Raw genomic sequence first — 22,445 nt, 5'->3', positions numbered from 1 at the left:
TGTGGCGGCTGCGCCGCCCTCGCGGCTAGATTCCTCGGTCCTTTGGCACACCCGTCCAAAGGCCCCCTGGTCAGGGGGCCGGACCGGTGTGTTCCGCTGTCCGCGCGGGTCCGTATTCATACGTGCGCGGGGCGCGCTGTGCTCACCGGGCGGTGCGCACGGCGCTCGGTGTGCGCTCAGCGACCCGCGGGCAGGAAGCCCACCTTGTCGTAGGTGGCGGCCAGCGTGTCGGCGGCGACGGCTCGGGCCTTGTCCGCACCCTTGGCCAGGATTCCGTCCAACGTCGCGGGGTCGCCCAGGTATTCCTGGGTCCGCTCGCGGAACGGGGTGACCCACTCGACCAGCACCTCGGAGAGGTCGGTCTTGAGCGCGCCGTAGCCCTTGCCCTCGTAACGGCGCTCCAACTCCGCGATGGCGGTGCCGGTCAGGGTGGAGTAGATGGTCAGCAGATTGCTGACGCCCGGCTTCTTCTCCTCGTCGAAGCGGATCTCCGTCTCGAGGTCGGTCACCGCGCTCTTGATCTTCTTCGCGGAGACCCTGGGCTCGTCGAGGAGGCTGACGATGCCCTTCGGCGTGGACGCCGACTTGCTCATCTTGATCGTCGGGTCCTGGAGGTCGTAGATCTTCCCCGTCTCCTTGACGATGTACGGCTCGGGCACGGTGAAGATCTCGCCGAAGCGGCCGTTGAAGCGGTCGGCCAGATCGCGGGTGAGCTCGATGTGCTGGCGCTGGTCCTCGCCGACGGGGACGTGGTTGGCCTGGTAGAGCAGGATGTCCGCGACCTGGAGGATCGGGTAGGTGAAGAGGCCGACGGTGGCCCGGTCGGCGCCGTGCTTGGCCGACTTGTCCTTGAACTGCGTCATCCGGGACGCCTCGCCGAAGCCGGTGAGACAGTTCATCACCCAGCCGAGCTGGGCGTGCTCGGGCACATGGCTCTGGATGAAGAGTGTGCAGCGGTCCGGGTCCAGGCCGGAGGCGAGCAGCTGGGCGGCGGCGAGCCGGCTGTTGGCGCGCAGCTCCGCCGGATCCTGCGGCACGGTGATCGCGTGCAGGTCGACCACGGTGTAGAACGCGTCGTGGGTCTCCTGCAGCGCGACGTACTGCCGGATCGCGCCGAGGTAGTTGCCGAGGTGGAAGGAACCTGCGGTGGGCTGGATACCGGAGAGCGCACGGGGACGATCGAGGGCCATGGCACCCATTCTCTCAGGTGTGGAACCAGACTCCGTCCGCCGGTGTATGAGATGTGTGAGGACTGGTGAAGCACAGATCATCGCGCGGGTGCGGGCCGGCGACGCCGAGGCGTATGCCGAGCTGGTGCGGGCCCATGCGCCGATCGCGCACCGCACCGCCCGGCTGCTCGGGGCGGGCGCGGATGCCGAGGATGTGGTGCAGGACGCCTTTGTGAAGGCGTATCTCGCGCTCGGGCGGTTCCAGAGCGAGGCGGCGTTCCGCCCCTGGCTGCTGCGGATCGTCGCCCATGAGACGAGTAACGCGGTGCGCTCGGCGCGCCGGAGGCGCACGGCGGCGGACCGGGAGGGGGCGCTGCTGGCCGGAGCCGAGCCGGTGATACCGGAGTCGGTGGATCCGGCGGCCGTGGCGCTGGCGGGCGAGCGGCGGGCGCGGCTGCTGGCCGCGCTGGAGAAGCTGAGCGAGCCGCAGCGGCGGGTGGTGATCTACCGCTATCTGCTGGATCTGGACGAGGCGGAGACCGCGGAGGCGCTGGGCTGGCCGCGCGGCACGGTGAAATCGCGGCTGAGCCGCGCCCTGAGACGGCTGGAGCGGCTGCTGGGGCCGTCGGAGACGTCGGAGACCGAGAGGGAGACGGCCGATGAGATGGAGTGGGGAGGCGAAGGAGATGGCCGAGGAAGGGCTGCCCGGAGAGCTGCGGGCACTTGGACGGGGGCCGGGGATACCGCCGTCCGGCGGACCGTCGCGGCCCGGCGTGTCCCAGGCGGGCGGCGCGGAGCCGGAGGGCGGCGCGCCCCCGGGGGCAGCGGAGGACGGCGTCCCGCCGGCGGGCGGGGAGACGCTGGTCGAGCGGGTGCTCGCCCGGATCGTGGGCCTGCCGGTGCCGGTGGCCGACGACGACCGGATCCTGGAGGAGCAGTGGTGGCGGCCCCTGCCCGGCCTGGAGGCCGGGCAGGGCCCCGCGCCGCGGGTCAGCCGGTCGGCAGACCCGGCGCCGGGTAGGCCGCCATCAGCTCGGACACCTCGGCCCTGATCTTGGTGAGGGCGCCCTCGTCACCGCTCTTCGCTGCGGTCACCCCGCGGTCGATCCAGTCGGCCACCGCGGGCATGTGCTCGGTGGTCAGACCTCGCGAGGTCAGGGAGGGGGTGCCGATCCGGATACCGGAGGGGTCGAAGGGCTTGCGCGGGTCGTACGGGACGGTGTTGTAGTTAACCACGATCCCGGCCTGGTCCAAGGCCTTGGCCGCGACCTTGCCCGGCACCTCCTTGGGCGTCAGGTCCATCAGGATCAGATGGTTGTCGGTGCCGCCGGAGACCAGGTCGAAGCCGCGGGCGAGCAGTTCCCCGGCGAGTGCCTTGGCGTTGGCGACCACGGCCCGGGCGTAGTCACGGAAGGCGGGCTGGGCGGCCTCGTGCAGGGCCACCGCGATGGCGGCGGTGGTCTGGTTGTGCGGACCGCCCTGGAGCCCGGGGAAGACGGCCTTGTCGATGGCCTTGGCATGGGTCTCGCGCGACATCAGCATCGCGCCGCGCGGACCCCGGAGCGTCTTATGAGTGGTGGTGGAGATGACATCGGCGTACGGGACGGGCGAGGGATGGGCGCCACCCGCGATCAGACCGGCGATATGCGCGATATCGGCCACGAGCACCGCGTCCACCTCACGGGCGATCTCCGCGAAGGCGGCGAAGTCGATCGTGCGGGGCACCGCCGTGCCACCGCAGAAGATCAGCTTGGGCCGCTCCTTGCGGGCCAGCCCGCGCACCTGGTCGAAGTCGATCACGCCGGTGTCCTGCCGCACCCCGTACTGGACACCGCGGAACCAGGTGCCGGTGGCGGAGACGCCCCAGCCGTGGGTGAGATGACCGCCCATGGGCAGTGACATGCCCATCACGGTGTCACCGGGCCGGGCGAAGGCCAGATAGACCGCGAGGTTGGCGGGCGAGCCGGAGTAGGGCTGGACATTGGCGTGCTCGGCGCCGAAGACGGCCCTGGCCCGGTTGATCGCCAGGGTCTCCACCTGGTCGATGACCTGCTGGCCCTCGTAGTAGCGGCGGCCCGCGTAGCCCTCGCTGTACTTGTTCTGCAGCACCGTCCCGGAGGCCTCCAGGACGGCGGCGGAGACATAGTTCTCGCTCGGGATCAGGCGCAGGGTCTCGGACTGCAGCAGTTCCTCGGAGCCGACGAGGGAGGCGAGTTCGGGGTCGGCGGCGAGAAGAGCGGGATGGGACAGGGGCAGGCTCATCGAGTCCTCCGGGGCGATCGGTGACGGTCCGGTCGTGTCCCGGGGTGCCCAGGCGGGCGGCACCTCGTGGCGCTGTGGCCGCGCATCGCTTCCTCGTGGTCGGTTCCACGCTCGGCTCGCCAGTCACGATGCGCACCCCCACTCTAGCTAGTGAGACAAGGAGGACAAGATGGGACCGGGACGCTCCGCGGAGCGGGCCATCGCCGCCGCCGAGGCCCATGGCGCGCACAACTACCATCCGCTGCCGGTCGTCGTCGCGTCCGCCGAAGGCGCCTGGATGACCGATGTCGAGGGCCGCCGCTATCTCGATCTGCTCGCCGGATACTCGGCGCTCAACTTCGGGCATCGCAACCGCCGGCTGATCGAGGCCGCCAAGGCCCAGCTGGACCGGGTCACCCTCACCTCCCGCGCCTTCCACCACGACCGCTTCGGCGCCTTCTGCTCCGAGCTGGCCGAGCTGTGCGGCATGGAGATGGTGCTGCCCATGAACACGGGCGCGGAGGCTATGGAGACGGCCGTCAAGACCGCCCGCAAATGGGGCTACCGGATCAAGGGCGTCCCGGACGGCCGGGCCAGGATCATCGCCGCCGGGAACAACTTCCACGGCCGGACGACCACCCTCATCAGCTTCTCCACCGATCCCGAGGCCCGTGCCGACCACGGCCCCTTCACCCCGGGGTTCTCGATCGTGCCGTACGGGGATCTGGCGGCGATGGCGGCGACGCTCGACGCCGCGCCCGAGGAGACGGTCGCCGTGCTGCTGGAGCCGATCCAGGGCGAGGCGGGGGTGGTGGTGCCGCCGCCCGGCTATCTGGCCGGGGTCCGCGAGCTGACCCGGGAGCGGAATGTGCTGTTCATCGCCGATGAGATCCAGTCGGGCCTCGGCCGCACCGGCACCACCTTCGCCTGTGAGCACGAGGGCGTGGTCCCCGATGTCTATGTGCTGGGCAAGGCGCTGGGCGGCGGGGTGGTGCCGGTGTCGGCGGTGGTGTCCTCCCGCGAGGTCCTCGGGGTGCACCGCCCCGGGGAGCACGGCTCCACCTTCGGCGGCTCCCCGCTCGCCTGCGCGGTCGCCCTGGAGGTCATCGCCATGGTGCGGACCGGGGAGTTCCAGCGGCACTCGGCCACGCTGGGCGAGCTGCTCCACCGGGAGCTGGGGCGGCTGCTGGGAAGGGGCGTCCAGGAGGTGCGCGGCCGGGGGCTGTGGGCGGGGGTGGACATCGATCCGTCGCGAGGCACCGGGCGGCAGATCTCCGAGCGGCTGATGGACCGCGGAGTGCTGGTCAAGGACACCCATGGCACCACGGTCCGGATCGCCCCGCCCCTGGTGATCAGCGAGGAGGATCTGGAGTGGGGGCTGGATCAGCTGAGGGCGGTGCTGGCCGAATGATCCGGTATCGCTCAGAGGATGACGTGCGGGATGAAGCGCGCGTACTCATCCGTCACCAGCCCCGCCGACTCGCGGATGCCGAGCCCCGCCGACTCGCCCTCGACCACCCAGGTGCCGAGCACCACGCGGTTGCCGTCGAAGTCGGGCAGCGGCGCCAGTTCCTGGTAGCAGCACGGCTCGTCGCGCACGACGGCCTCCTCGCCCGGCGGATGCACGGTGACCCCCGCGCCCTCGCGGCCCAGCAGCGGTTTGGCCACATAGCCGGTGGTGCGGGCCAGTTCCCGGGGGCCGTCGAGGTAGGCGGGCAGCAGATGGGGGTGGCCCGGGAAGAGCTCCCACAACACGGCCAGCAGCGCCTTGTTGGACAGCAGCATCTTCCAGGCCGGTTCGATCCACAGGGTGGATCCGGTGCCGCCCCCGTTGTCCAGCGTGTCCAGCACATGCGGACCGAACCGGTCGGTGGCCAGCCACTCCCAGGGGTAGAGCTTGAAGCAGCTCCGGATGAAGCGGAACCGCTTGTCCACGAAGCGGCCCGACAGCCGTTCCCAGCCGATGTCCTCCATGGAGATCGCCTCGGTCCTCAGCCCGGCCTGCTCGGCCGTCTCGCGGAGGTAGGCCACCGTCATCAGGTCCTCGCCCAGCTCGTCCCCGGCCGAATGGGCGAAGTACAGGGGCGTCCCCGGCGGCAGCAGCGCCGCCTGGGTGCGCCAGGCGTCCACCAGCCGTTCATGGAGGGAGTTCCACTGGTCGGCGCCCGGGAAGCGGTCCTCCATCCAGAACCACTGGGCACTGGCCGCCTCCACCAGCGAGGTGGGTGTGTCGGCGTTGTACTCCAACAGCTTCGCCGGGCCCGACTCACCGTCGTGGCGCAGATCGAACCGGCCGTAGACGCTGGGCTGTTCGGCCCGGCGGTGCCAGGACTCGGCGATCAGCCCGGCCAGCCGCGGATCGTCGATGCCGAGGTCGGCGAAGCGGCCGGTCTCGACGATATGGGCGGCCGCCGCCAGCGACATCCGGTGCAGCTCCTCGACGACCTCCTCCAGCCCCTCGACCTCGGGCAGCGAGAACGCGTAGTAGGCGCTCTCGTCCCAGTAGGGGCGCAGCGAGCCGTCCGGGTAGCGGGTCAGCGGATAGATGACCCCCTGCTCCTCCACCGAGGACTGCCAGTCGGGGCGGGGGTCGATGGTGTGGCGCTTCATCGTGGGGCGGCCCGCTCAGCCGCCGCCGGAGCCCGAGCAGCCGAAGCCGCCCCGGTCGGCCGCCTTGCTCTTGTCGAAGGTGCCGTAGTCCGCCCAGCGGCCGCTGACGTCGGAGTCGTAGTACCACTCGCCGTCCACGCCCGATGTGCCCCGGCTCTTCTTGCCCTTGCCGCTCGTGGTGGACGAAGAGCCCTTGCAGGCGCTGGAGTCGACGACCCGATAGCCGTTCACCGCGTCATAGCTGTCCCGGTCCACACAGCGCTTGTCCGGTTCCGAACCACAGGAGGTGAGCGCCGCCGCCAGCGCGCCCATACCGCCCAGGATCACCGTGCTCGACCGCAGCCGCCGCGTCGTCTTCCGTTCCATCCCCGTCTCCCCGTTCCTCTCCCCCGAGGCCGTCATCTCCGCCGAGGCAGTCGTACCGCCCGAGGCCGTCCTCTCCCCGGGCCCCGGGACCACGACCGCTCACCTTAGGGCAATGACAGCGTGGCCTTCATGGCAGCACCCGGCACAACGCCTCCAGGGCGCCCGTGAAGGCGTGGTCGGGCGGGGCGCCATAGGCGAAGACCAGTGCGTCCGGCTGCCCGTCCGGCTGCCCGTCCGGACCCGGTCCGGGCTCGTCCGGCCTCCGCTGCTCGCGGTAGCGGTAGCGGGACAGCCCCTCCAGGGCGAGGCTCTGCCAGGCCGCGCCCTGGACCACGGACCGCTCGGTACCGGGCGGCAGTTGGAGCACCGCGTGCAGCCCCGCCGCGATGCCCGTGACCCGCACCCGCGGGGCGCGTTCGGCGAGCGCCGCCACCAGTTGGTCGCGGCGCCGCCGATAGCGCATCCGCATGCCACGCACATGGCGGTCGTACGCACCGGAGTCGATGAACTCCGCGAGCGTCAGCTGGTCCAGCGCGCCCGACTGCCACTCCCCCGTTCCCTTGACCGCCAGGACGTCGTCCAGCAGATGGTCCGGCACCACCATCCACGCCAACCGCAGCGCGGGCGCCAGGCTCTTGCTGGCGGTGCCCAGATACACCACATGCTCGGGGTCGAGCCCCTGGAGCGCCCCGACCGGGTGACGGTCATAGCGGAACTCCCCGTCGTAGTCGTCCTCCAGGACCAGCCCGCCCACCCTCGACGCCCAGTCGACCGCGGCGGCGCGCCGGTCGGGGTGCAGCGAAACCCCGGTGAGGAACTGATGCGCCGGGGTGAGCAGAACGGTCCGCAGCCCGGCGGACCGGTCCAGCTCAGCAGTCCGCGCGCCCTGCCGGTCGACCGGCAGCGGCACCGTGCGCAGCCCGGCCCCGCGCATCACGTTCCAGTGGACGTCGAGCCCGTAGGACTCCACGCCCACCTCACGATGACCGGCCTTCGCCCGCACCCTGCTGAGCAGGGCCAGCCCCTGGACGAACCCCGCGCAGACCACGATCCGTTCGGGCGCCGCCCGCACCCCGCGGGCGCGCGCCAGATAGTCGGCCAGGACTCGCCGCAGCTCGGGCCGTCCGGCGGGGTCGCCGTAGCCGAAGGCGTCGTTCGGCGCGGCGGTCAGGGCGCGCCGGGCCGCGGAGAGCCAGGCGGACCGGGGGAAGGCCGAGACATCGGGCTGACCGGCCCGCAGATCGTAAGTCGGCCGGGTGGCGGCCACCGCGGCGGGCGAGGGCGTGCGCGGCGGCGCGGGCTCCGGCGGAACGACGCGCCGGGCGACCCGGGTGCCCGAGCCCTGCCGGGCCGTCAGCCAGCCCTCGGCCACCAGCTCCCCGTAGGCGTCGGCCACGGTGTTCCGGGCGATGCCGAGGTCGGCGGCGAGGGAGCGGGAGGAGGGCAGCCGGGTGCCCGGGGCGAGCCGCCCGCCACGGACGGCGTCACGGAGGGCGTGGACGAGCGCGCCCCGCACCCCGGTCCCGCCGCCCCGCGGCAGATCCAGATGGAGATCCGCCCCCGGCCCGGCAGAGCCGCCCGCCCGCTGCCCGGAACCGGTCCTGTGTCCGGAGCCGTCCGCCCGCCGTCCGGGGCCGCCTGTCCGCTGTCCGGGTTCATCCCTCGGAGTGGCCCATGAATCCACCATGGAAATGGACCATACCCCTGGGCCGCCCGGCCCCTAGCGTGGAGGCATGACGACCGGAACTTCTCACGCACACGGCCCCCGGATGCAGTTCGCCAAGGCCGTCCCCGAGGTCTACAAGGCCATGGTCACCCTGGACGCGGCCGCCAGAAGGGGCGTCGACCCGACACTGGCCGAGCTGGTCAAAGTCCGTGCCTCACAGCTCAACCACTGCGCCTTCTGTATCGACATGCACACCAAGGACGCCCGCGCGGCGGGCGAGACCGAGGACCGCCTGTACCTCCTCAACGCCTGGGAGGAGACCGGCGACCTCTACACCGAGAAGGAGCAGGCCGCCCTCGCCCTGACCGAGGCCGTCACCGTCCTGACCGACGGCTTCGTCCAGGACGAGGTCTACGAGCGGGCCGCCAAGCACTTCGAGGAGCGGGAGCTGGCCCAGCTCATCGCGCTGATCTTGACCATCAACGCCTGGAACCGGATCGGTGTGACCACCCGCATGGCCCCCGGCGCCTACAAGCCGACCGTGTGACCATCTGCCCCCGTCGTCGTTGATGACGACGGGGGCAGTTGTCCGACGTCGGAGCCATCACCTAACGCATGATGGTGACAGGCCCCCGCATGGCAGTACGGCACGAAGGCAACACAGCCAGAAGGGGGACCCACCCATGGGAGGTCTCGTGATGACGGCGCCACTGCCCGACCAAGAGTTCGAAAATCTGCTCGACATCCATGCCCGGCTGGAGCTGCCGGATGGAATGCGGGCAGAACTCATCGGGGGGGAGATCGTCATCTCACCGACGCCTGCGAATTTCCACAACTGGATCTTCAGCGAGCTGAACCTCCAGCTCGTCCGCGAGGTACCGACTCAATGGCGCATTACCAACACCACAACGGTCTTCCTCCCCGCGACGGAGGAGAGGTTCATTCCGGACCTGCTCATCTGCGAGTCGGAAGCGCTGAAGAGTATGGAGGAGTGGCAGGTCCAGGCGGATGACGTCCTGCTCGTCGCCGAGATCACATCGCCCTTCACACGAGCGCGCGATCTCCAGGCCAAGGTCAAGGGCTACGCCCACTCCAATGTGCCGATCTATTTGCTGATCGACCCGCACGACGACGAGGGCTCCACGACCGTGTACTCCGTACCGGACGGGAAGGGCCGCTACCGGGATAAGCACCGAGCGGCGTTCGGGGAGCCGGTGACGCTCCCCGAACCGCTGGGCCTCACACTCGACACCGCGGGCTTCCTCAAGTAATCCGGTCGCCCATGCTGCCCTGAGCGTGATCCGGACTCAGGGCAGCCACTTCTTCCAGACGTCCGGATGCGCCTCGACCCACTTCTTCGCGGCGTCCTCTGGTGCCATCCCCTGCGAGGCGATCAACTCGGACACCTCGTTCTGGTCCTTCTTGGTCCAGTGGAACTTCTTCAGGAACGCCGCCGCCTTGCCGCCCTTCTTCGCGAAATCCGCGTTCAGATACTTCTGCAGCGGTGTGGTCGGATAGGCGCAGTCGAAGGAGTCGGGGTCCTTGGCGCCCTCAGCAGCGCACTTGTCCGTGTACTTGGGCAGCTTGACCTCGACCATCGGCACCTGGTTGAACAGCCACTGCGGCTCGTACCAGTACGACAGGAACGGCTTCTTCGCCTTGGCGAACTGCTTCATCTGGGTGATCTGCGCCGCCTCCGAACCCGCGAAGACGATCTCGTAGTTCAGCTTCAGATTCTTCACCAGCGCCTTGTCATTGGTGACATACGACGGTGAACCGTCCAGCAGCTGGCCCTTGCCGCCGCTCTCCGCGGACTTGAAGGTCTTCGCGTATTTGTTGAGGTTCTTCCAGTCCAGGACGTCCGGATGGGCGTCGGCGAAGTACTTCGGCACCCACCAGCCGATATGGCCGGTGACGCCGAGCCCGCCGCCCGGCACGATCGTCTTCTTGTCCTTGACGTAGCGCTGCTCCTGGTCCGGGTGGCCCCAGTCCTCCAGGATCGCGTCCACCCGGTCCTGGCTGAGCGCGTCCCACGCCGGCACCTCGTCCACCTGGACGGTGTCGACGCGGTAGCCCAGCTCGTGCTCCAGCAGATACTGGGCGACCGCGACATTGGACTGGGCGCCGACCCACGACTGGACGGAGAGCGTGACGCTCTTCGCCCCGCCCACATTGGCGTACGGCGAGGACTGCTTGGTCATGTCCGCCGCGCCGCAGCCGGTCGCGGTGAACACGGCCGCGACACCGGCGGCGGCCATCAGCAGCTGAGTGCGGGTGCGAGCCATCTCAGGCTCCCTTCCTGTCGCGGCGCGACGTCGGCTGGGTGACCCGGTCCAGCATCAGACCCAGGCAGACGATGGCCGCGCCGGCGACCAGACCGGTGGCCAGATCGCCCTGGGCCAGGCCGAACACCACGTCGTAGCCGAGCGCGCCCGAGCCCACCAGACCGCCGATGATCACCACGGCGAGCACCAGCACCACGCCCTGGTTGACGGCCAGCAGCAGCGCCGGGCGGGCCAGCGGGAGCTGGACCTGGCGCAGTTGCTGGCCCTGGGTGGCGCCGAGCGAACGCGCCGACTCCAGCGCCGCCGGATCCACGTTCCGCAGCCCCTGGGTGGTGATGCGGATGACGGCGGGCAGCGCGTAGACGATGGCCGCGGCCGCCGCCGGGGCGCGGCCGACACCGAACAGCGCGACCACCGGGATCAGATACACGAACTGCGGCATGGTCTGGCACACATCCAGCACCGGCCGCAGCAGCCGCTCCAGCCGGGTGGACCGCGCGGCCGCGATGCCGATCGCGAAGCCGAGCACCAGCGTGACGAAGACGGCCGCCAGCACCTGGGAGAGGGTGTCCATGGACGGCTCCCACACCCCGAGCACCCCGATCGCGGCCATGGCGGCGGTGGCGGTCAGGGCGGTGCCCCAGGTGCCGATCAGCCAGGCCAGCGTCGCGACGATCAGCAGCGCCGCGTACCACGGGAGGCCCTGGAGCCCCTCGCGCAGCGGGTCCAGGATCCACTTGACGTAGTCCGAGGCCCAATCGGCGGTGCCGCCGACGACCGGCACACCCGTGTAGAGGTGGTCGACCATCCAGTCCTTGAACTGGTTGACGGGCTCCTCGATGGGGACGGTCCAGCCGGTCGGCCAGGTCTGGGACCCGGCCAGCCGTCCGACGAGGGTCACCACCACGGTGATCACCCCGACGCCCGCCCAGGCGGGCCAGCCGCGCAGCAGCCGGGGTCCGCCCTCGGCCGGGGGCTCGCCGAGGCGCTCGCCCGCCGACGCGGTGGTGCGGTCCATCACGACGGCGAGCAGCACGATCGGGAGGCCGGCGGCCAGCGCCTTGCCGACGTCCACGCTGGACAGCGCCTGGTAGACGCGGTCACCGAGACCGCCGCCGCCGATCACGGAGGCGATGACGGCCATGGACAGCGCCATCATGATCGCCTGGTTGACGCCCAGCAGCAGTTCCTTACGGGCCAGCGGCAGCCGGGCGGACAGCAGCCGCTGCCGCCAGGTGGCGCCGAGCGAGGCCACCGCCTCCAGTACCCCGGCGTCCGCGCCGCGCAGGCCGAGGGCGGTGAGCCGGGCCATCGGCGGGGCCGCGTAGATCACGGTGGCCAGCACCGCGCCCGGTACGCCGATGCCGAAGATCAGCACGACGGGCAGCAGATAGGCGAACGCGGGCAGCACCTGCATGGTGTCGAGAATCGGGCGCAGCGCCCGGAACGCCCGTTCCGAGAGCCCGCCGGCCAGGCCCAGCAGCCCGCCGATGACGACGGACGCGGTGACGGCGACGGCCATCAGCGCGAGCGTCTGCATCGTCGGCACCCACATGCCAAGCAGCCCGCACACGGCGAAGGACACCAGCGTCGTCACCGCGACCCGCACCCCGGCGACCCGCCAGGCCACCAGGGTCGAGGCGGCGGTCACCCCGGCCCAGCCGAGGGTGAGCAGGACGACGTAGACGGCGCGCACGCAGATGATGACCGCGTTGCTGATGTGGCCGAAGAAGTAGAGGAAGATCCAGTGGCTGTCGCGGTTGTCGATGATCCAGTCGCTGGCCTTGCCGAGCGGTTCGGAGACATCGACGGTCAGCGCGTCCGGCCAGCTGCCGCTCGCCCACTTGGCGTGGGCGATCGGCACGAGCACGGCGGCGATCACCACGAGCACCGCCAGCTTGCGCGCGGCGGGGCTGTGCACGACGGCGCTCAGCAGGGACGGGCGCGTCTCGTCCGCCGCCGTCCCGGTGGCCGCCGGTTCGGTGGCGGGGTCGGTGGAGGGGCGGGTGGCGGTGGCACTCATACGCGCCCCCCGGTGCGGCCCGGCGGAGAGAGGGTTGAGGTGGGGCTCATGCCGCGGCCACCTCCTTGCCGTCCAGGCCCGCGACGACGCTCAGCAGACAGGCGTGGTCGACGACGCCCAGGCAGCGGCCGCCGTCCACGACGCGCGCGGGGCCGCCGGTGCGCGCCACGGCCTCGATCGCGTCGGCGACCGTGGTGCTCGGGGTCAGCGCGGGCCCGCCGTCCTGCTCGTCGGACGTCGCGGGGCGCATGGCGCGGCGCACGGTCAACACCTGCTCGCGCGGCACATCGCGGACGAAGTCCCGTACGTAGTCGTCGGCCGGGGAGCCGACGATCTCCTCCGGAGTGCCCAGCTGCACGATCCCGCCGTCGCGCATCAGCATGATGCGGTCACCGAGGCGCAGCGCCTCGCTGAGGTCATGGGTGATGAAGACCATCGTCCGGCCCTCCTCGTGGTGCAGCCGGATGACCTCCTCCTGCATATCGCGGCGGATCAGCGGGTCGAGCGCGCTGAACGGCTCGTCGAAGAGCAGCACCTCGGGGTCGACGGCGAGCGCCCGGGCCAGGCCCACGCGCTGCTGCTGACCGCCGGAGAGCTGGCCGGGGCGGCGGCGCTCGAGGCCGGTGAGGCCGACCTTCTCCACCACCTCGGCGGCCCTGGCCCGGCGCTCGGCCTTGCCCACGCCCTGGATCTCCAGCCCGTAGGCGACGTTGTCGAGGACGGAGCGGTGCGGCAACAGCCCGAAGTGCTGGAAGACCATGGCGGCGCGGTGCCGGCGCAGATCGCGCAGCCGGGCCTTGTCCATGGCCAGGACGTCCTCGCCGTCGATCTTCAGAGTGCCGGAGGTGGGCTCTATCAGCCGGGTGAGGCAGCGGACGAGGGTGGACTTGCCGGAGCCGGAGAGCCCCATGACCACGAACACCTCGCCCGGCTGGACGTCGAAGGAGACCTCGCGGACGGCGGCGGTGCAGCCGGTGCGGGCACGCAGCTCAGCGGCGGACAGCTCGGCCTCGGCGGAGCCGGGGATCCGGTCGGCCCTGGGGCCGAAGACCTTCCACAGGTCGCGGACCGAGAACACCGGGGTGCGCTCGCCGCTCTCTGGGGTCTTGGGGGTGTCGGGCGTCTCGGGGACCATGGTCGTAGCCATCACGCCTCACCTCCCGGCGCCAGTATGGCGGCTCGGTCATCGGGCCGGTGCCGTTCCCGATCGCGCTCCTCGAACAGCAGCTCAGCGCACTTCTCGCCCACCATCAGGACTCCGATCATCGGGTTCACGGCCGGCATCGTCGGGAAGACGGACGCGTCGGCGATACGGACGCCGTTCAGGCCCCGGATCCGCAGATCGGGGCCGACCACGGCGAGTTCGTCCGACGTGGCACCCATACGACAGGTGCCCGCCGGGTGGTACACGGTGTGCGCGACCTTGCGGGCGTACTCGCTGATCTCCTCATCCGAGGTGATCTCCGGGCCCGGGCACACCTCGCGCTTGAGCCAGCTCGCCAGCGGTTCGGTCTTGGCGATCTCGCGCGCGACACGGATGCCGTCGACCAGCGTGCGGCCGTCGTAGTCCTCCTCGTCCGTGAAGTACCGGAAGTCGAGGGCGGGCTTGACGGACGGGTCGGCGCTGGTGAGGTAGAGCCGACCGCGGCTGCGCGGCTTGGGGATGTTGGGGGTCATCGACACACCGTGCTCGGGCTTTTCGTAGCCCAGCCGCTCCGGATTGTCGGTGAACGGAATTTGGTAGAAGTGGAACATCAGGTCGGGGCCCCGGGATTCGGGGTCCCGCCGGATGAACAGCCCCGCGTCGGAGTCCATCGCGGAGTTGTCCGGAATCGGGCCGTCCGTCTCCCACACGATGACCGACTCGGGGTGGTCGAGCAGATTCTCACCGACGCCCGGCAGATCGTGGACGGAGGGAATGCCCAGCGCCTCGAGATCGCCCTTGGGCCCGATACCGGAGTGCATCAGCAGCCGTGGGGTGTCCACGGCGCCCGCGCAGACCAGGACCTCGGTCTCGGCCCGGACCAGGATCTCCTCGCCGTCCTTGGTGCGGACGTGCACTCCGGTGACCCGGCCGGTGTCGTCCAGCTCCAGCTTGCACGCCCAGGTCTCCAGCATCAGATGGAGGTTGGGCCGGTCCAGGAACGGGTGCAGATACGCGACCGACGCCGAGGAGCGCTTGTTGTTCTCCGGGTGGTACGCGAGGTCGAAGAAGCCGACTCCCTCGTGGAACGGCTTCTTGTTGAACCCCTCGACCCGCTCCACCCCGGCGGCGGCCTGGGCGGCGTCGACGAAGTCCCGCGCGATCGCGTTCCGGTCCTTCTCGTCCACCGGGACGATGTTGTTGCGCAGCCGCTGGAAGTACGGGTCCATGGACTCCGCGTCCCAGCCCTCGGCGCCGGCCTCGGCCCACTCGTCCCAGTCACCGGGCAGCGGTTTGAAGGAGATCAGGGTGTTGTGCGAGGAGCACCCTCCGAGCACCCGCGCCCGGCTGTGCCGGATATGCGAATTTCCGCGCGGCTGCTCGGTGGTGGGGTAGTCGTAGTCCAAGTCGCCGCCGAGCAGGCCGAGCCAGCGGCGCAGGGTGAGCACATCGGGCCGGTCGACATCCGACGGTCCGCCCTCGATGACGGCGACACGGATGTCCGGGTCCTCGGTGAGCCGGGAAGCGATCACCGAGCCTGCGGTGCCGCCGCCGATCACGACGTAGTCGTATGCGACAGGTACGGACATGTGGGGTTACTCCTCGCGGTCTTACCCAAACGGCTCGCGCCGGTGCGGGCCGGGGGCTGCTGCCGCCCCTGGGGGTGGGGTGTTGCTGGGTGCCTCAAGTGCCTACGGCTTCTCGCCGCCGGTCGCCGCGATCGGGCGCGGCCGGGTCCGGGCCCCGGGGACGAGTCCTGGCCCGGCCGTGCCCCGGGCGGGGCCGGCGGCGGGGTGTCAGCCGGCGAACCAGCGCACCGGGCTCGGTCGCAGGTTCTCGTAGACGTGCTTGGTCTCGCGGTATTCGTCAAGGCCCGCGGGACCGAGCTCGCGCCCGACCCCGGACTTGCCGAAACCGCCCCATTCGGCCTGCGGAAGGTAGGGGTGGTAGTCGTTGATCCACACGGTGCCGTGCCGCAGCTGGGCGGCGACGCGCCGCGCCCGGGCGGTGTCGGCGGACCAGACGGCGCCGGCCAGTCCGTACTCCGTGTCATTGGCGAGTGTGACTGCCTCGTCCTCGGTTTGGAAGGACTCGACCGTCAGAATCGGCCCAAACGTCTCCTCCCGCACCACCCGCATCTCGCGGTGGCACTGGTCGAGCACGGTCGGGAGGTAGAAGTAGCCGGTGGCCGGGCGGACCTCGTTGGGCTCCGGCTGCTTGCCGCCGCAACGCAGCAACGCGCCCTCCTCGAGGGCGGACGCCACATACGCCTCGGTCTTGTCCAGCTGCTGGGCCGAGACCAGCGGACCGCACTCGACACCGTCCTCGGTGCCGCGGCCCAGCTTGATCTTCTCCGCCCGGCGGGCGAGCTCGGCCACGAACCGCTCGCGCACCGATTCCTCGATGATCAGCCGGGCACCGGCCGAGCAGACCTGGCCGCTGTGGATGAAGGCGGCGTTCAGGGCCTGGTCGACGGCGGTGTCAAAGCCCTCGGCGGTGGCGCAGGCATCGGCGAAGACCACATTGGGGTTCTTGCCGCCGAGCTCCAGCGCGACCTTCTTGACCGTCGGCGCGGCGGCCTGCGCGACCTTGGTGCCGCTGATCAGGCCACCGGTGAAGGAGACCAGATCCACATCGGGGTGCTCGGACAGCCGGGCGCCCACGGGGTCGCCCGCGCCGGTGACCACATTGGCCACCCCGGTCGGCAGTCCGGCCTCGACCAGTAGCTTCACCAGATGGACGGTGGACAGCGGGGTCACTTCGCTGGGCTTGATCACAAAGGTGTTCCCGGCGGCCAGCGCCGGGGCGACCTTCCAGCTGGCCTGGAGCAGCGGATAGTTCCAGGGGGTGATCATCGCGCAGACGCCGACCGGCTCATGGACCACGACGCTGTGCACATCGGGGGTGCCCGCGTCGACCACGCGCCCGGCCGACTCGCCCGCGACCAGGTCGGCGAAGTAGCGGAAGGCGTTGGTCACGTCGTCGACGTCGACCCGGCCCTCCTCCAGGGTCTTGCCGGTGTCACGGCTCTCGATGAGCGCGATCGTCTCGCGGTCGCGCTGGAGCAGCTCGGCGACGCGGCGCAGCAGCGCCGCCCGCTCGGCCACCGGCGTCCCGGGCCAGGGTCCCTGGTCGAAGGCGCGACGCGCGGCCGCGACCGCCGCGTCGGTGTCCTCGACACCACCCTCCGCGACGACGGCGAGGGTCTTGGCGTCCGCGGGGTCGAGGACCTCCCGCTGCGCCCCGGATGCGGCTGCCTGCCACACCCCGTCCACATGAATGGTCTCGACTGCCGCCACGTGATTTCTGCCTTCCGGTTCCGCGTGCTGTGCCACTGGTCCAAGCCAGCAACTTGGACCCCTAACCGGAAGGCGGGAACCTATGCGCGATTCGCAAGAGAAAGTGGGACGGCTCACGTGATCCGAAGGCGGAACCGGCCCCTCGCCCCATGATCGGCCTGTATGTCAAGGGACCGTGCGGTCAAGAAGTGGTTCGGTCACAGAGAGGTGCGGTCGAGTGGCCGGGGTTTGATCAGGAGGCGGTGGGATCACGACGCGGCGCGGTCAGGACGCGGTGCAGTAGGCGGTCGGGCAGAAGGTGTCCACCGCCGCCTGGTGGACCTCCCGCTCCTCCACCCGGTCCCCGGCCCCGGAGGGGCCGCTCACCAGCACCGCGTACATGGTGCCGCCGGGGGCGGCGAAGCGGCGGTCGAGCATCCGGCGGTGGCCGTCGCTCTTGGACTCGTATGTGTACTCCAGCTGGACCGGGTCCATGGCGGCCGAGCCCAGCCGGGTGAGGGCGATCTGTTCGTAGTCGCGGTGGGTGGAGGCGATCCGCTCGGCCTCCTGGGCGGACTCGTACGGCGTCGACTCGGGACCGTGCAGCTCAAAGATCTGGATCACGGTGCTGTCGTCGGGCGAGGTGTAGTAGACGCTGGGGCCCTGGGTCGTTCGTCGCCATCCGTCCGGGACCGCGAGGTGGTATCCGGCGGGGTCGGCCTGGGTGCTGTAGCCCGCGGGCGGGGCCGCGCCCGTCAGGGAGGGTGAGGACGGGGTGCCGAACGGCGTCGCGGACGGGGACCCGGAGGGCGCCCCGGTCGGAAAGTCCGTGGGGAGATCGGTCGGGAGATCGGTCGGCCCGCTGGTCTCGGGGCCGGGCGAGGGGTAGAGATCGCTCGGCTGGGAGGCGCCCTCGCTCGGCGTGGCCGTGGGGCTCTCACGGTCCCAGGGCAGCGGACCCGCCTGATTCCGGGAGGTGTCATCGCCCCCGAAGGCCACCCATCCGGAGAACGCGACCCCCGCGACCAGGAAGATCGTCACCGCCAGCGCCCGTAGCGCCCGCCTGGAGTCCTGCCCCGGCGCTCCCCCGTTGTGCATGCTCATCTATGCCCCCCGATGATGGATCTCTGGCCCCATATGCGGATAAGCCGTATCGGCTCACATCGGTGTACCCCGGTTCGGGGGCCGCCCCACCCCCTGTCACCGCACCGATACTCATCCGTCGCCCGGCCGCCGGTCAGGTGGCCGGGCAGTAGGCCGTGGGGCAGAAGGACGCCAGCACGATGCCCTGCCGCTCCCGCTGCTGCGGCCAGTCGCCGGCCGGGCCCGCGACCAGCACCGCGTACTGCACCCCGTCCGGGCCGGTGAAGGCCCGGTCGAGTATCCGGCGCGGGCCGTACTTGGCGCTGCGGTAGCCGTACTCCAGCTCCGCGTCCGCGTCATCGCCGGGCCCGAGCCGCTTGAGCTCATACCGCTTGTAGTCGGGGTTCTTCTTGAGCCCCGTCTCCGCCTGGCGCAGCGCCTCGTACGGTGTGATGTCGGGCTCGGTCAGCGCGAAGACCTGGATCAGACCGCCCCCGTCGGACGACTCGTAGAACACCCCGGTGTCGCGCTTGACCCGCTGCCAGCCCGTGGGCACATCCAGTCGGAAACCCTCCGGGTCGGTGGTGCGCACATAGTCCGCCGGCGGCCCCTGGGTGCTGTCCTCGGACACCGACGGCGGCGCCGAGGTTGGCTCCGCGTACGGCCCCGACGACGATGCCGAGGGCTGCTCGGCCGACGGCGACCAGGACGAGGCCGAGGGCGAACCGCCGTCCCCCCGGGGCTTGTCGTCCCCGCCGTCCGACACCAGCTTCCAGGCGCCGAACCCGATCCCGCCGACCAGCACCACGGCGAGCACCGCCAGCAGCACCGTGCCCAGATGCGGATTGGGTGGTCTTCGGCCCGGGGCCGGTGGCTCCGCGCCCGCTCCCACCCAGCGCTGGGCCTCCTCGTCCCATCGACGGCCCCCCTCGCCGCCCGGGGTGCTCATCTCACCCGCCCAACAGCGCGCCGACCGCCTGTCCGACGGCGACACCCGAAGCGAGCATGCCGACGCTGGCGCTCGCGTCCTGCAACATCACCCGGACCCGGGCCAGTCGGCCGGCCCCCGCCCGGCCGGTGCGCTGGATCTCGTCCTCGGTCCGGTCCAGCTCGTCGGAGAGCGCGCCGACCTCCGGGCTCGGGACCACCCGCCGCAGATCCTCGGCAAGCTGCCGAACGGCCTCCAGCAGCTCCTGATAGGCGGGGTCGCAGGGGGCCTCCGCCTGACGCCCGTTCACGATGTGGTTGTGGTCGCCGAAGCCGATGGCGCTGCCCTGCACCTTGCCGAACCGGATGTTTCCGAACGTGCTCCCGCCGCCCGCCGCCGGGGTCGCGCCGCCACCGCTCGCGCCCGCCGCGTGGTCCGCGCCGCCGCCCATGTCGCTACCGTCCTCCGTGTCAGCCATCTCCATGGCCGCCTCCCGCTCCATTGCTTCCGGTGGTGTTGCTGATGGTGTTGTGGTCACCGAAGCCGAAGGCGCTGTGCTCCGCGGACTCGATGAAGACTCCGCCGCCGCTCACATTGATGACCTTCTGCTCGAACTCACCGGTCTCCCATCCGGCTTCGTCGAGCGCCCTTCGCACGCCGTTGGCCACCCGGTCCTCGACGCTCTTCAGATAGCGGCTGACATCCATCTCCTGGAAGAGCGATGCGCCGGCGTCGCTGCCCAGCTCCCGCACCGAGGCCCAGGGCCCGTCGGGAATGGCCGCCTCATAGCCCCCCGCGTACATCCGCCAGAGGAAGGCGGCCGAGCGGAAGGCGTGGATGACCGCCCGGCCCGCCGCCGTGGGCGTCCGCCCCAGCGCCCAGATCACCTTGCCCGGCAGCCCGCCGCGGCGGTGGGAGTCGGAGAGCCGGTCGACCGCCCGGAAGTCCGGGCGGATCGGGCGCAGCACATGCGGGGCGAACTCCAGCATCAGCATGCCGCCCTGCGTATGCACCCGCACGAAGACCGTGGTGACGACCTCTTCCCGCCATGCGCCGACGCGGATGCGCAGAAAGTGCCGGCGGATCTCGCCGCCTTCCTCGACGGCCTCCGCCCGCTCCCGTGCGAAGTCCGCCTCTCCGTACGGCACGAAGGAGCGGCTCCGTAATCCGGTGACCTTGAGGAAGACGCATTCGTCGAGCTCCAGGCCGCGCAGCCGGTCACGGCTCTCGGCGGCACGAGCGGCGCCTTGGGCAGGGATGGCGCCCTGCGCGGAGGCGGTTCCCTGGACGGAGGCGGCGCCCTGGACGGAGGCGGCGCCCTGCGCGGAGTCGGTGCCCTGGACGGAGGCGGCGCCCTGGGCGGACGGGGTGCGCAACTTCTCGACCAGCGGCCGGATCCGCTCCAGGATCACCCGGTTGTCCAGCGGCACCGGATCGCCGCCCTCGCGCGGCCGCAGCTCCACGGCGAGGGTCCAGGTGTCATGCGCGGTGCCCGCGCCGAGGAAGGGGTGCCGATCGTGGTAGAGGATCACCGGTGAGTGCTGCTCACGGCGGATCAGGGCCCGCACCCGCTGGAACCGCCCGCCCTCGAACCGCTCCGCGGGGTCCGCTGCGGGGTCGGCGAAGGTCTCCGGCTCCAGATCGGTGGCGAGCACCCGGGCCACATGCTCACGGTGCAGGGCGACCGCGGCGGCCATCGCGGCCGGGATCACCAGCGCCAACCAGGCGGCGGTGGTGTCCGACCCGGTGGCCAGGACCGGTGCGAAGTCCCGCAGCCCGCCCGGATCGGACTGCCCGTCCGTGAGCGCCTGCGTCAGGGCGGAGACCACATAGGACAGCAGGGTCAGACAGCCGAGCACTCGCAGCACCGCGGCCGCCCGCCGCCGGGTGACGGTGACCCCGTCGGCCCCGGGATAGTCGGCGCGGAAGGCGCCCATGGCGCCGCCCCTGGCCCAGGCCGCCAGCAGTAGCAGCGCGCAAGAGAGCACGAAGAGATAGAAGAAGCCCTGGGCCAGCAGGAAGTCCAGCACCCATAAGGACACCAGCAACGCGGTCCAGCCCGCCTCCAGACGGCGCGCGCGCAGCGCGTGCGCGAGCACCCGGACCGCGTCGATGCCCAGCGAGGGCGCCACGGCGCGCTCCTCGTGGACATACAACTCGTCCACGACCGCGTCCCGGAAGTCGTCGTCCAGATAGGCGCCCGCGCATAACAGCCGGGTGGCCTCGCTGGTGGCGTAGGGAGACCCATCAGCCGCAGTACGAGGAGAAGGGACCGCCGGTGACGGATCCGACCGAGACCGCGGCAGACGAGCGGAGTGATCCCCTACAGAAGGATGAGCACTGCCAGAAGGGCGAGCGCCGCCAGAAGAGTGAGCGCCGCCGGAAGAATCAGCACCGCCTGAAAAATGATCATCGCGCGTATTGGCCATGTTCCCCCCCGAGGCCGTAGCAACTGCCTCCACGGTAGGGGAAGATGACCCGCGATTACAGTGCATGGCCGAAGGGTCACACTCCGGAGTGAATACCGGAATGTGACCCTTCGGAAACGGCGCGTCGGGGCGGGCTGAGGTGCGTCAGATCAGGCCGAGGTTCCGCACGGCCTCGCGCTCGTCCTCGAGCTCCTTCACCGACGCGTCGATGCGGGCCCGCGAGAACTCGTTGATGTCCAGGCCCTGGACGATCTCGAACTTCCCGTTCTTGGCGGTGACCGGGAACGAGGAGATCAGGCCCTCCGGCACCCCGTACGAACCGTCGGAGACCACACCGGCGGAGGTCCAGTCGTCGGCGTCGGTGCCGTTGACCCAGGTGTGGACGTGGTCGATGGCGGCGTTGGCGGCGGAGGCGGCCGAGGAGGCGCCGCGCGCCTCGATGATCGCGGCACCGCGCTTGGCGACGGTCGGGATGAAGGTGTCGGCCAGCCACTGCTCGTCGCTGACGACCTCGGCGGCGTTCTTGCCCGCGACCTCGGCGTGGAAGACGTCCGGGTACTGGGTGGCGGAGTGGTTGCCCCAGATCGTCAGCTTCTTGATCTCGCTGACCGGGGCGCCGGTCTTCTTCGCCAGCTGCGACAGCGCGCGGTTGTGGTCCAGCCGGGTCATCGCGGTGAAGCGCTCGGCCGGTACGTCCGGAGCGGCGGCCTGCGCGATGAGCGCGTTGGTGTTGGCCGGGTTGCCCACGACCAGGATCTTGATGTCGTCCGCGGCGTGGTCGTTGATGGCCTTGCCCTGCGGCTTGAAGATGCCGCCGTTGGCCTCCAGCAGATCGCCGCGCTCCATGCCCTTGGTGCGCGGGCGGGCGCCGACCAGCAGCGCGACGTTCGCACCGTCGAAGCCCACGTTCGGGTCATCGGAGATGTCGATGCCCTGGAGCAGCGGGAAGGCGCAGTCGTCGAGCTCCATCGCGGTGCCCTCGGCGGCCTTCAGTCCCTGCGGGATCTCCAGGAGACGCAGTTTGACCGGCACGTCCGCGCCGAGGAGCTGACCGGAGGCGATGCGGAAGAGCAGCGCGTAGCCGATCTGGCCGGCCGCGCCGGTGACGGTGACGGTGACGGGAGTGCGGGTCATGGCGGTCTCCTGCGCTGTGTTGTCAGTCCAAGATCTCTTGGTGTCGAGATACTTGCGTCAGGCTATCCGACGGCACCTGACCCACGTTC

The 22,445-nt window shown here is 70.9% G+C and carries 18 protein-coding genes, 1 pseudogene and 1 riboswitch; of the genes and pseudogenes, 4 read left to right on the top strand and 15 right to left on the bottom strand.

What is annotated here, in order from left to right:
• Positions 1 to 176: 176 nt before the first annotated feature.
• Positions 177 to 1,190 (bottom strand): tryptophan--tRNA ligase, encoded by a 1,014-nt coding sequence (trpS, locus tag ACMTAK_RS29300; protein WP_413808955.1) that lies wholly within the window; start codon positions 1,188 to 1,190, stop codon positions 177 to 179.
• A 76-nt stretch (positions 1,191 to 1,266) separates the two neighbouring features.
• Here trpS and ACMTAK_RS29295 point away from each other — a divergent pair.
• Positions 1,267 to 1,833: pseudogene (locus tag ACMTAK_RS29295) on the top strand (RNA polymerase sigma factor); the annotation flags it as partial.
• A 326-nt stretch (positions 1,834 to 2,159) separates the two neighbouring features.
• Here ACMTAK_RS29295 and ACMTAK_RS29290 read toward each other — a convergent pair.
• Positions 2,160 to 3,431, bottom strand: a complete 1,272-nt coding sequence (locus ACMTAK_RS29290) for a serine hydroxymethyltransferase (protein WP_413808954.1) — start codon at positions 3,429 to 3,431, stop codon at positions 2,160 to 2,162.
• A gap of 39 nt (positions 3,432 to 3,470) precedes the next feature.
• A riboswitch (ZMP/ZTP riboswitch) is annotated at positions 3,471 to 3,568 on the bottom strand.
• A gap of 32 nt (positions 3,569 to 3,600) precedes the next feature.
• On the opposite strand from ACMTAK_RS29290, the gene rocD reads away from it, so the two are divergent.
• Complete coding sequence (gene rocD / locus ACMTAK_RS29285; RefSeq protein WP_413808953.1) at positions 3,601 to 4,821, top strand: ornithine--oxo-acid transaminase; 1,221 nt, start codon at positions 3,601 to 3,603, stop codon at positions 4,819 to 4,821.
• A gap of 11 nt (positions 4,822 to 4,832) precedes the next feature.
• Here rocD and ACMTAK_RS29280 read toward each other — a convergent pair whose 3' ends face one another.
• The 3 genes from ACMTAK_RS29280 to pdxR form a co-directional block, all read right to left on the bottom strand.
• Positions 4,833 to 6,020 carry a glutathionylspermidine synthase family protein gene (locus ACMTAK_RS29280; protein WP_413808952.1) on the bottom strand — a complete coding sequence of 396 codons (1,188 nt, stop codon included), beginning with the start codon at positions 6,018 to 6,020 and terminating at the stop codon, positions 4,833 to 4,835.
• A gap of 15 nt (positions 6,021 to 6,035) precedes the next feature.
• Positions 6,036 to 6,386: a hypothetical protein gene (locus ACMTAK_RS29275; RefSeq protein ID WP_413808951.1), complete on the bottom strand. Its 351-nt coding sequence runs from the start codon at positions 6,384 to 6,386 to the stop codon at positions 6,036 to 6,038.
• Positions 6,387 to 6,513: 127 nt separating this feature from the next.
• The gene (gene pdxR / locus ACMTAK_RS29270) at positions 6,514 to 8,073 is read right to left on the bottom strand and encodes a MocR-like pyridoxine biosynthesis transcription factor PdxR (protein ID WP_413808950.1); all 1,560 of its coding nucleotides are present in this window, start codon (positions 8,071 to 8,073) and stop codon (positions 6,514 to 6,516) included.
• A gap of 46 nt (positions 8,074 to 8,119) precedes the next feature.
• Between pdxR and ACMTAK_RS29265 the strand changes: the two genes are divergently transcribed.
• Positions 8,120 to 8,599 (top strand): carboxymuconolactone decarboxylase family protein, encoded by a 480-nt coding sequence (locus ACMTAK_RS29265; RefSeq protein WP_413808949.1) that lies wholly within the window; start codon positions 8,120 to 8,122, stop codon positions 8,597 to 8,599.
• Between the two features lie 136 nt (positions 8,600 to 8,735).
• Positions 8,736 to 9,323 carry a Uma2 family endonuclease gene (locus ACMTAK_RS29260; protein WP_413808948.1) on the top strand — a complete coding sequence of 196 codons (588 nt, stop codon included), beginning with the start codon at positions 8,736 to 8,738 and terminating at the stop codon, positions 9,321 to 9,323.
• Positions 9,324 to 9,359: 36 nt separating this feature from the next.
• On the opposite strand, the gene ACMTAK_RS29255 is transcribed toward ACMTAK_RS29260, so the two are convergent.
• The 10 genes from ACMTAK_RS29255 to ACMTAK_RS29210 form a co-directional block, all read right to left on the bottom strand.
• On the bottom strand, positions 9,360 to 10,337 hold the full coding sequence (locus ACMTAK_RS29255; protein WP_413808947.1) for an ABC transporter substrate-binding protein: 978 nt from the start codon (positions 10,335 to 10,337) through the stop codon (positions 9,360 to 9,362).
• 1 nt (position 10,338) lies between these two features.
• The gene (locus tag ACMTAK_RS29250; protein ID WP_413808946.1) at positions 10,339 to 12,360 is read right to left on the bottom strand and encodes an ABC transporter permease; all 2,022 of its coding nucleotides are present in this window, start codon (positions 12,358 to 12,360) and stop codon (positions 10,339 to 10,341) included.
• Between the two features lie 46 nt (positions 12,361 to 12,406).
• A complete protein-coding gene (locus ACMTAK_RS29245; RefSeq protein ID WP_413813026.1) occupies positions 12,407 to 13,495 on the bottom strand; it encodes a quaternary amine ABC transporter ATP-binding protein in 1,089 nt (362 codons plus the stop codon).
• Positions 13,496 to 13,506: 11 nt separating this feature from the next.
• The gene (locus ACMTAK_RS29240) at positions 13,507 to 15,093 is read right to left on the bottom strand and encodes a GMC family oxidoreductase (RefSeq protein WP_413808945.1); all 1,587 of its coding nucleotides are present in this window, start codon (positions 15,091 to 15,093) and stop codon (positions 13,507 to 13,509) included.
• 207 nt (positions 15,094 to 15,300) lie between these two features.
• The gene (locus tag ACMTAK_RS29235) at positions 15,301 to 16,803 is read right to left on the bottom strand and encodes an aldehyde dehydrogenase family protein (RefSeq protein WP_413808944.1); all 1,503 of its coding nucleotides are present in this window, start codon (positions 16,801 to 16,803) and stop codon (positions 15,301 to 15,303) included.
• 264 nt (positions 16,804 to 17,067) lie between these two features.
• A complete protein-coding gene (locus ACMTAK_RS29230) occupies positions 17,068 to 17,886 on the bottom strand; it encodes a serine/arginine repetitive matrix protein 2 (RefSeq protein WP_413808943.1) in 819 nt (272 codons plus the stop codon).
• A 133-nt stretch (positions 17,887 to 18,019) separates the two neighbouring features.
• A complete protein-coding gene (locus ACMTAK_RS29225; RefSeq protein ID WP_413808942.1) occupies positions 18,020 to 18,814 on the bottom strand; it encodes a hypothetical protein in 795 nt (264 codons plus the stop codon).
• Between the two features lies 1 nt (position 18,815).
• The gene (locus ACMTAK_RS29220; RefSeq protein WP_413808941.1) at positions 18,816 to 19,277 is read right to left on the bottom strand and encodes a hypothetical protein; all 462 of its coding nucleotides are present in this window, start codon (positions 19,275 to 19,277) and stop codon (positions 18,816 to 18,818) included.
• Complete coding sequence (locus ACMTAK_RS29215; RefSeq protein ID WP_413808940.1) at positions 19,264 to 20,958, bottom strand: hypothetical protein; 1,695 nt, start codon at positions 20,956 to 20,958, stop codon at positions 19,264 to 19,266. The genes ACMTAK_RS29220 and ACMTAK_RS29215 overlap by 14 nt, the downstream gene beginning before the upstream one ends.
• A 408-nt stretch (positions 20,959 to 21,366) precedes the next feature.
• Positions 21,367 to 22,356, bottom strand: coding sequence for a malate dehydrogenase (locus ACMTAK_RS29210; RefSeq protein ID WP_413808939.1), 990 nt, complete (start codon positions 22,354 to 22,356; stop codon positions 21,367 to 21,369).
• Between the last annotated feature and the right edge of the window lie 89 nt (positions 22,357 to 22,445).

Origin of the sequence: Streptomyces lacaronensis (genome assembly GCF_047337785.1) — a bacterium.
GTDB classification, from domain to species: domain Bacteria; phylum Actinomycetota; class Actinomycetes; order Streptomycetales; family Streptomycetaceae; genus Streptomyces; species Streptomyces lycopersici.
This window is presented reverse-complemented; position numbering and strand designations above follow the sequence as displayed.

Bases quoted from the DNA above. Each gene is read 5' to 3' on its own strand.
- ACMTAK_RS29260 (WP_413808948.1), top strand. From the start codon at position 8,736: ATGGGAGGTCTCGTGATGACGGCGCCACTGCCCGACCAAGAGTTCGAA.
- trpS (WP_413808955.1), bottom strand. From the start codon at position 1,190: ATGGCCCTCGATCGTCCCCGTGCGCTCTCCGGTATCCAGCCCACCGCA.
- ACMTAK_RS29275 (WP_413808951.1), bottom strand. From the start codon at position 6,386: ATGGAACGGAAGACGACGCGGCGGCTGCGGTCGAGCACGGTGATCCTG.
- ACMTAK_RS29280 (WP_413808952.1), bottom strand. From the start codon at position 6,020: ATGAAGCGCCACACCATCGACCCCCGCCCCGACTGGCAGTCCTCGGTG.
- ACMTAK_RS29245 (WP_413813026.1), bottom strand. From the start codon at position 13,495: ATGGTCCCCGAGACGCCCGACACCCCCAAGACCCCAGAGAGCGGCGAG.
- ACMTAK_RS29240 (WP_413808945.1), bottom strand. From the start codon at position 15,093: ATGTCCGTACCTGTCGCATACGACTACGTCGTGATCGGCGGCGGCACC.
- ACMTAK_RS29255 (WP_413808947.1), bottom strand. From the start codon at position 10,337: ATGGCTCGCACCCGCACTCAGCTGCTGATGGCCGCCGCCGGTGTCGCG.
- ACMTAK_RS29230 (WP_413808943.1), bottom strand. From the start codon at position 17,886: ATGAGCATGCACAACGGGGGAGCGCCGGGGCAGGACTCCAGGCGGGCG.
- ACMTAK_RS29265 (WP_413808949.1), top strand. From the start codon at position 8,120: ATGACGACCGGAACTTCTCACGCACACGGCCCCCGGATGCAGTTCGCC.
- ACMTAK_RS29210 (WP_413808939.1), bottom strand. From the start codon at position 22,356: ATGACCCGCACTCCCGTCACCGTCACCGTCACCGGCGCGGCCGGCCAG.
- ACMTAK_RS29225 (WP_413808942.1), bottom strand. From the start codon at position 18,814: ATGAGCACCCCGGGCGGCGAGGGGGGCCGTCGATGGGACGAGGAGGCC.
- ACMTAK_RS29250 (WP_413808946.1), bottom strand. From the start codon at position 12,360: ATGAGTGCCACCGCCACCCGCCCCTCCACCGACCCCGCCACCGAACCG.
- ACMTAK_RS29220 (WP_413808941.1), bottom strand. From the start codon at position 19,277: ATGGAGATGGCTGACACGGAGGACGGTAGCGACATGGGCGGCGGCGCG.
- pdxR (WP_413808950.1), bottom strand. From the start codon at position 8,073: ATGGTGGATTCATGGGCCACTCCGAGGGATGAACCCGGACAGCGGACA.
- ACMTAK_RS29290 (WP_413808954.1), bottom strand. From the start codon at position 3,431: ATGAGCCTGCCCCTGTCCCATCCCGCTCTTCTCGCCGCCGACCCCGAA.
- rocD (WP_413808953.1), top strand. From the start codon at position 3,601: ATGGGACCGGGACGCTCCGCGGAGCGGGCCATCGCCGCCGCCGAGGCC.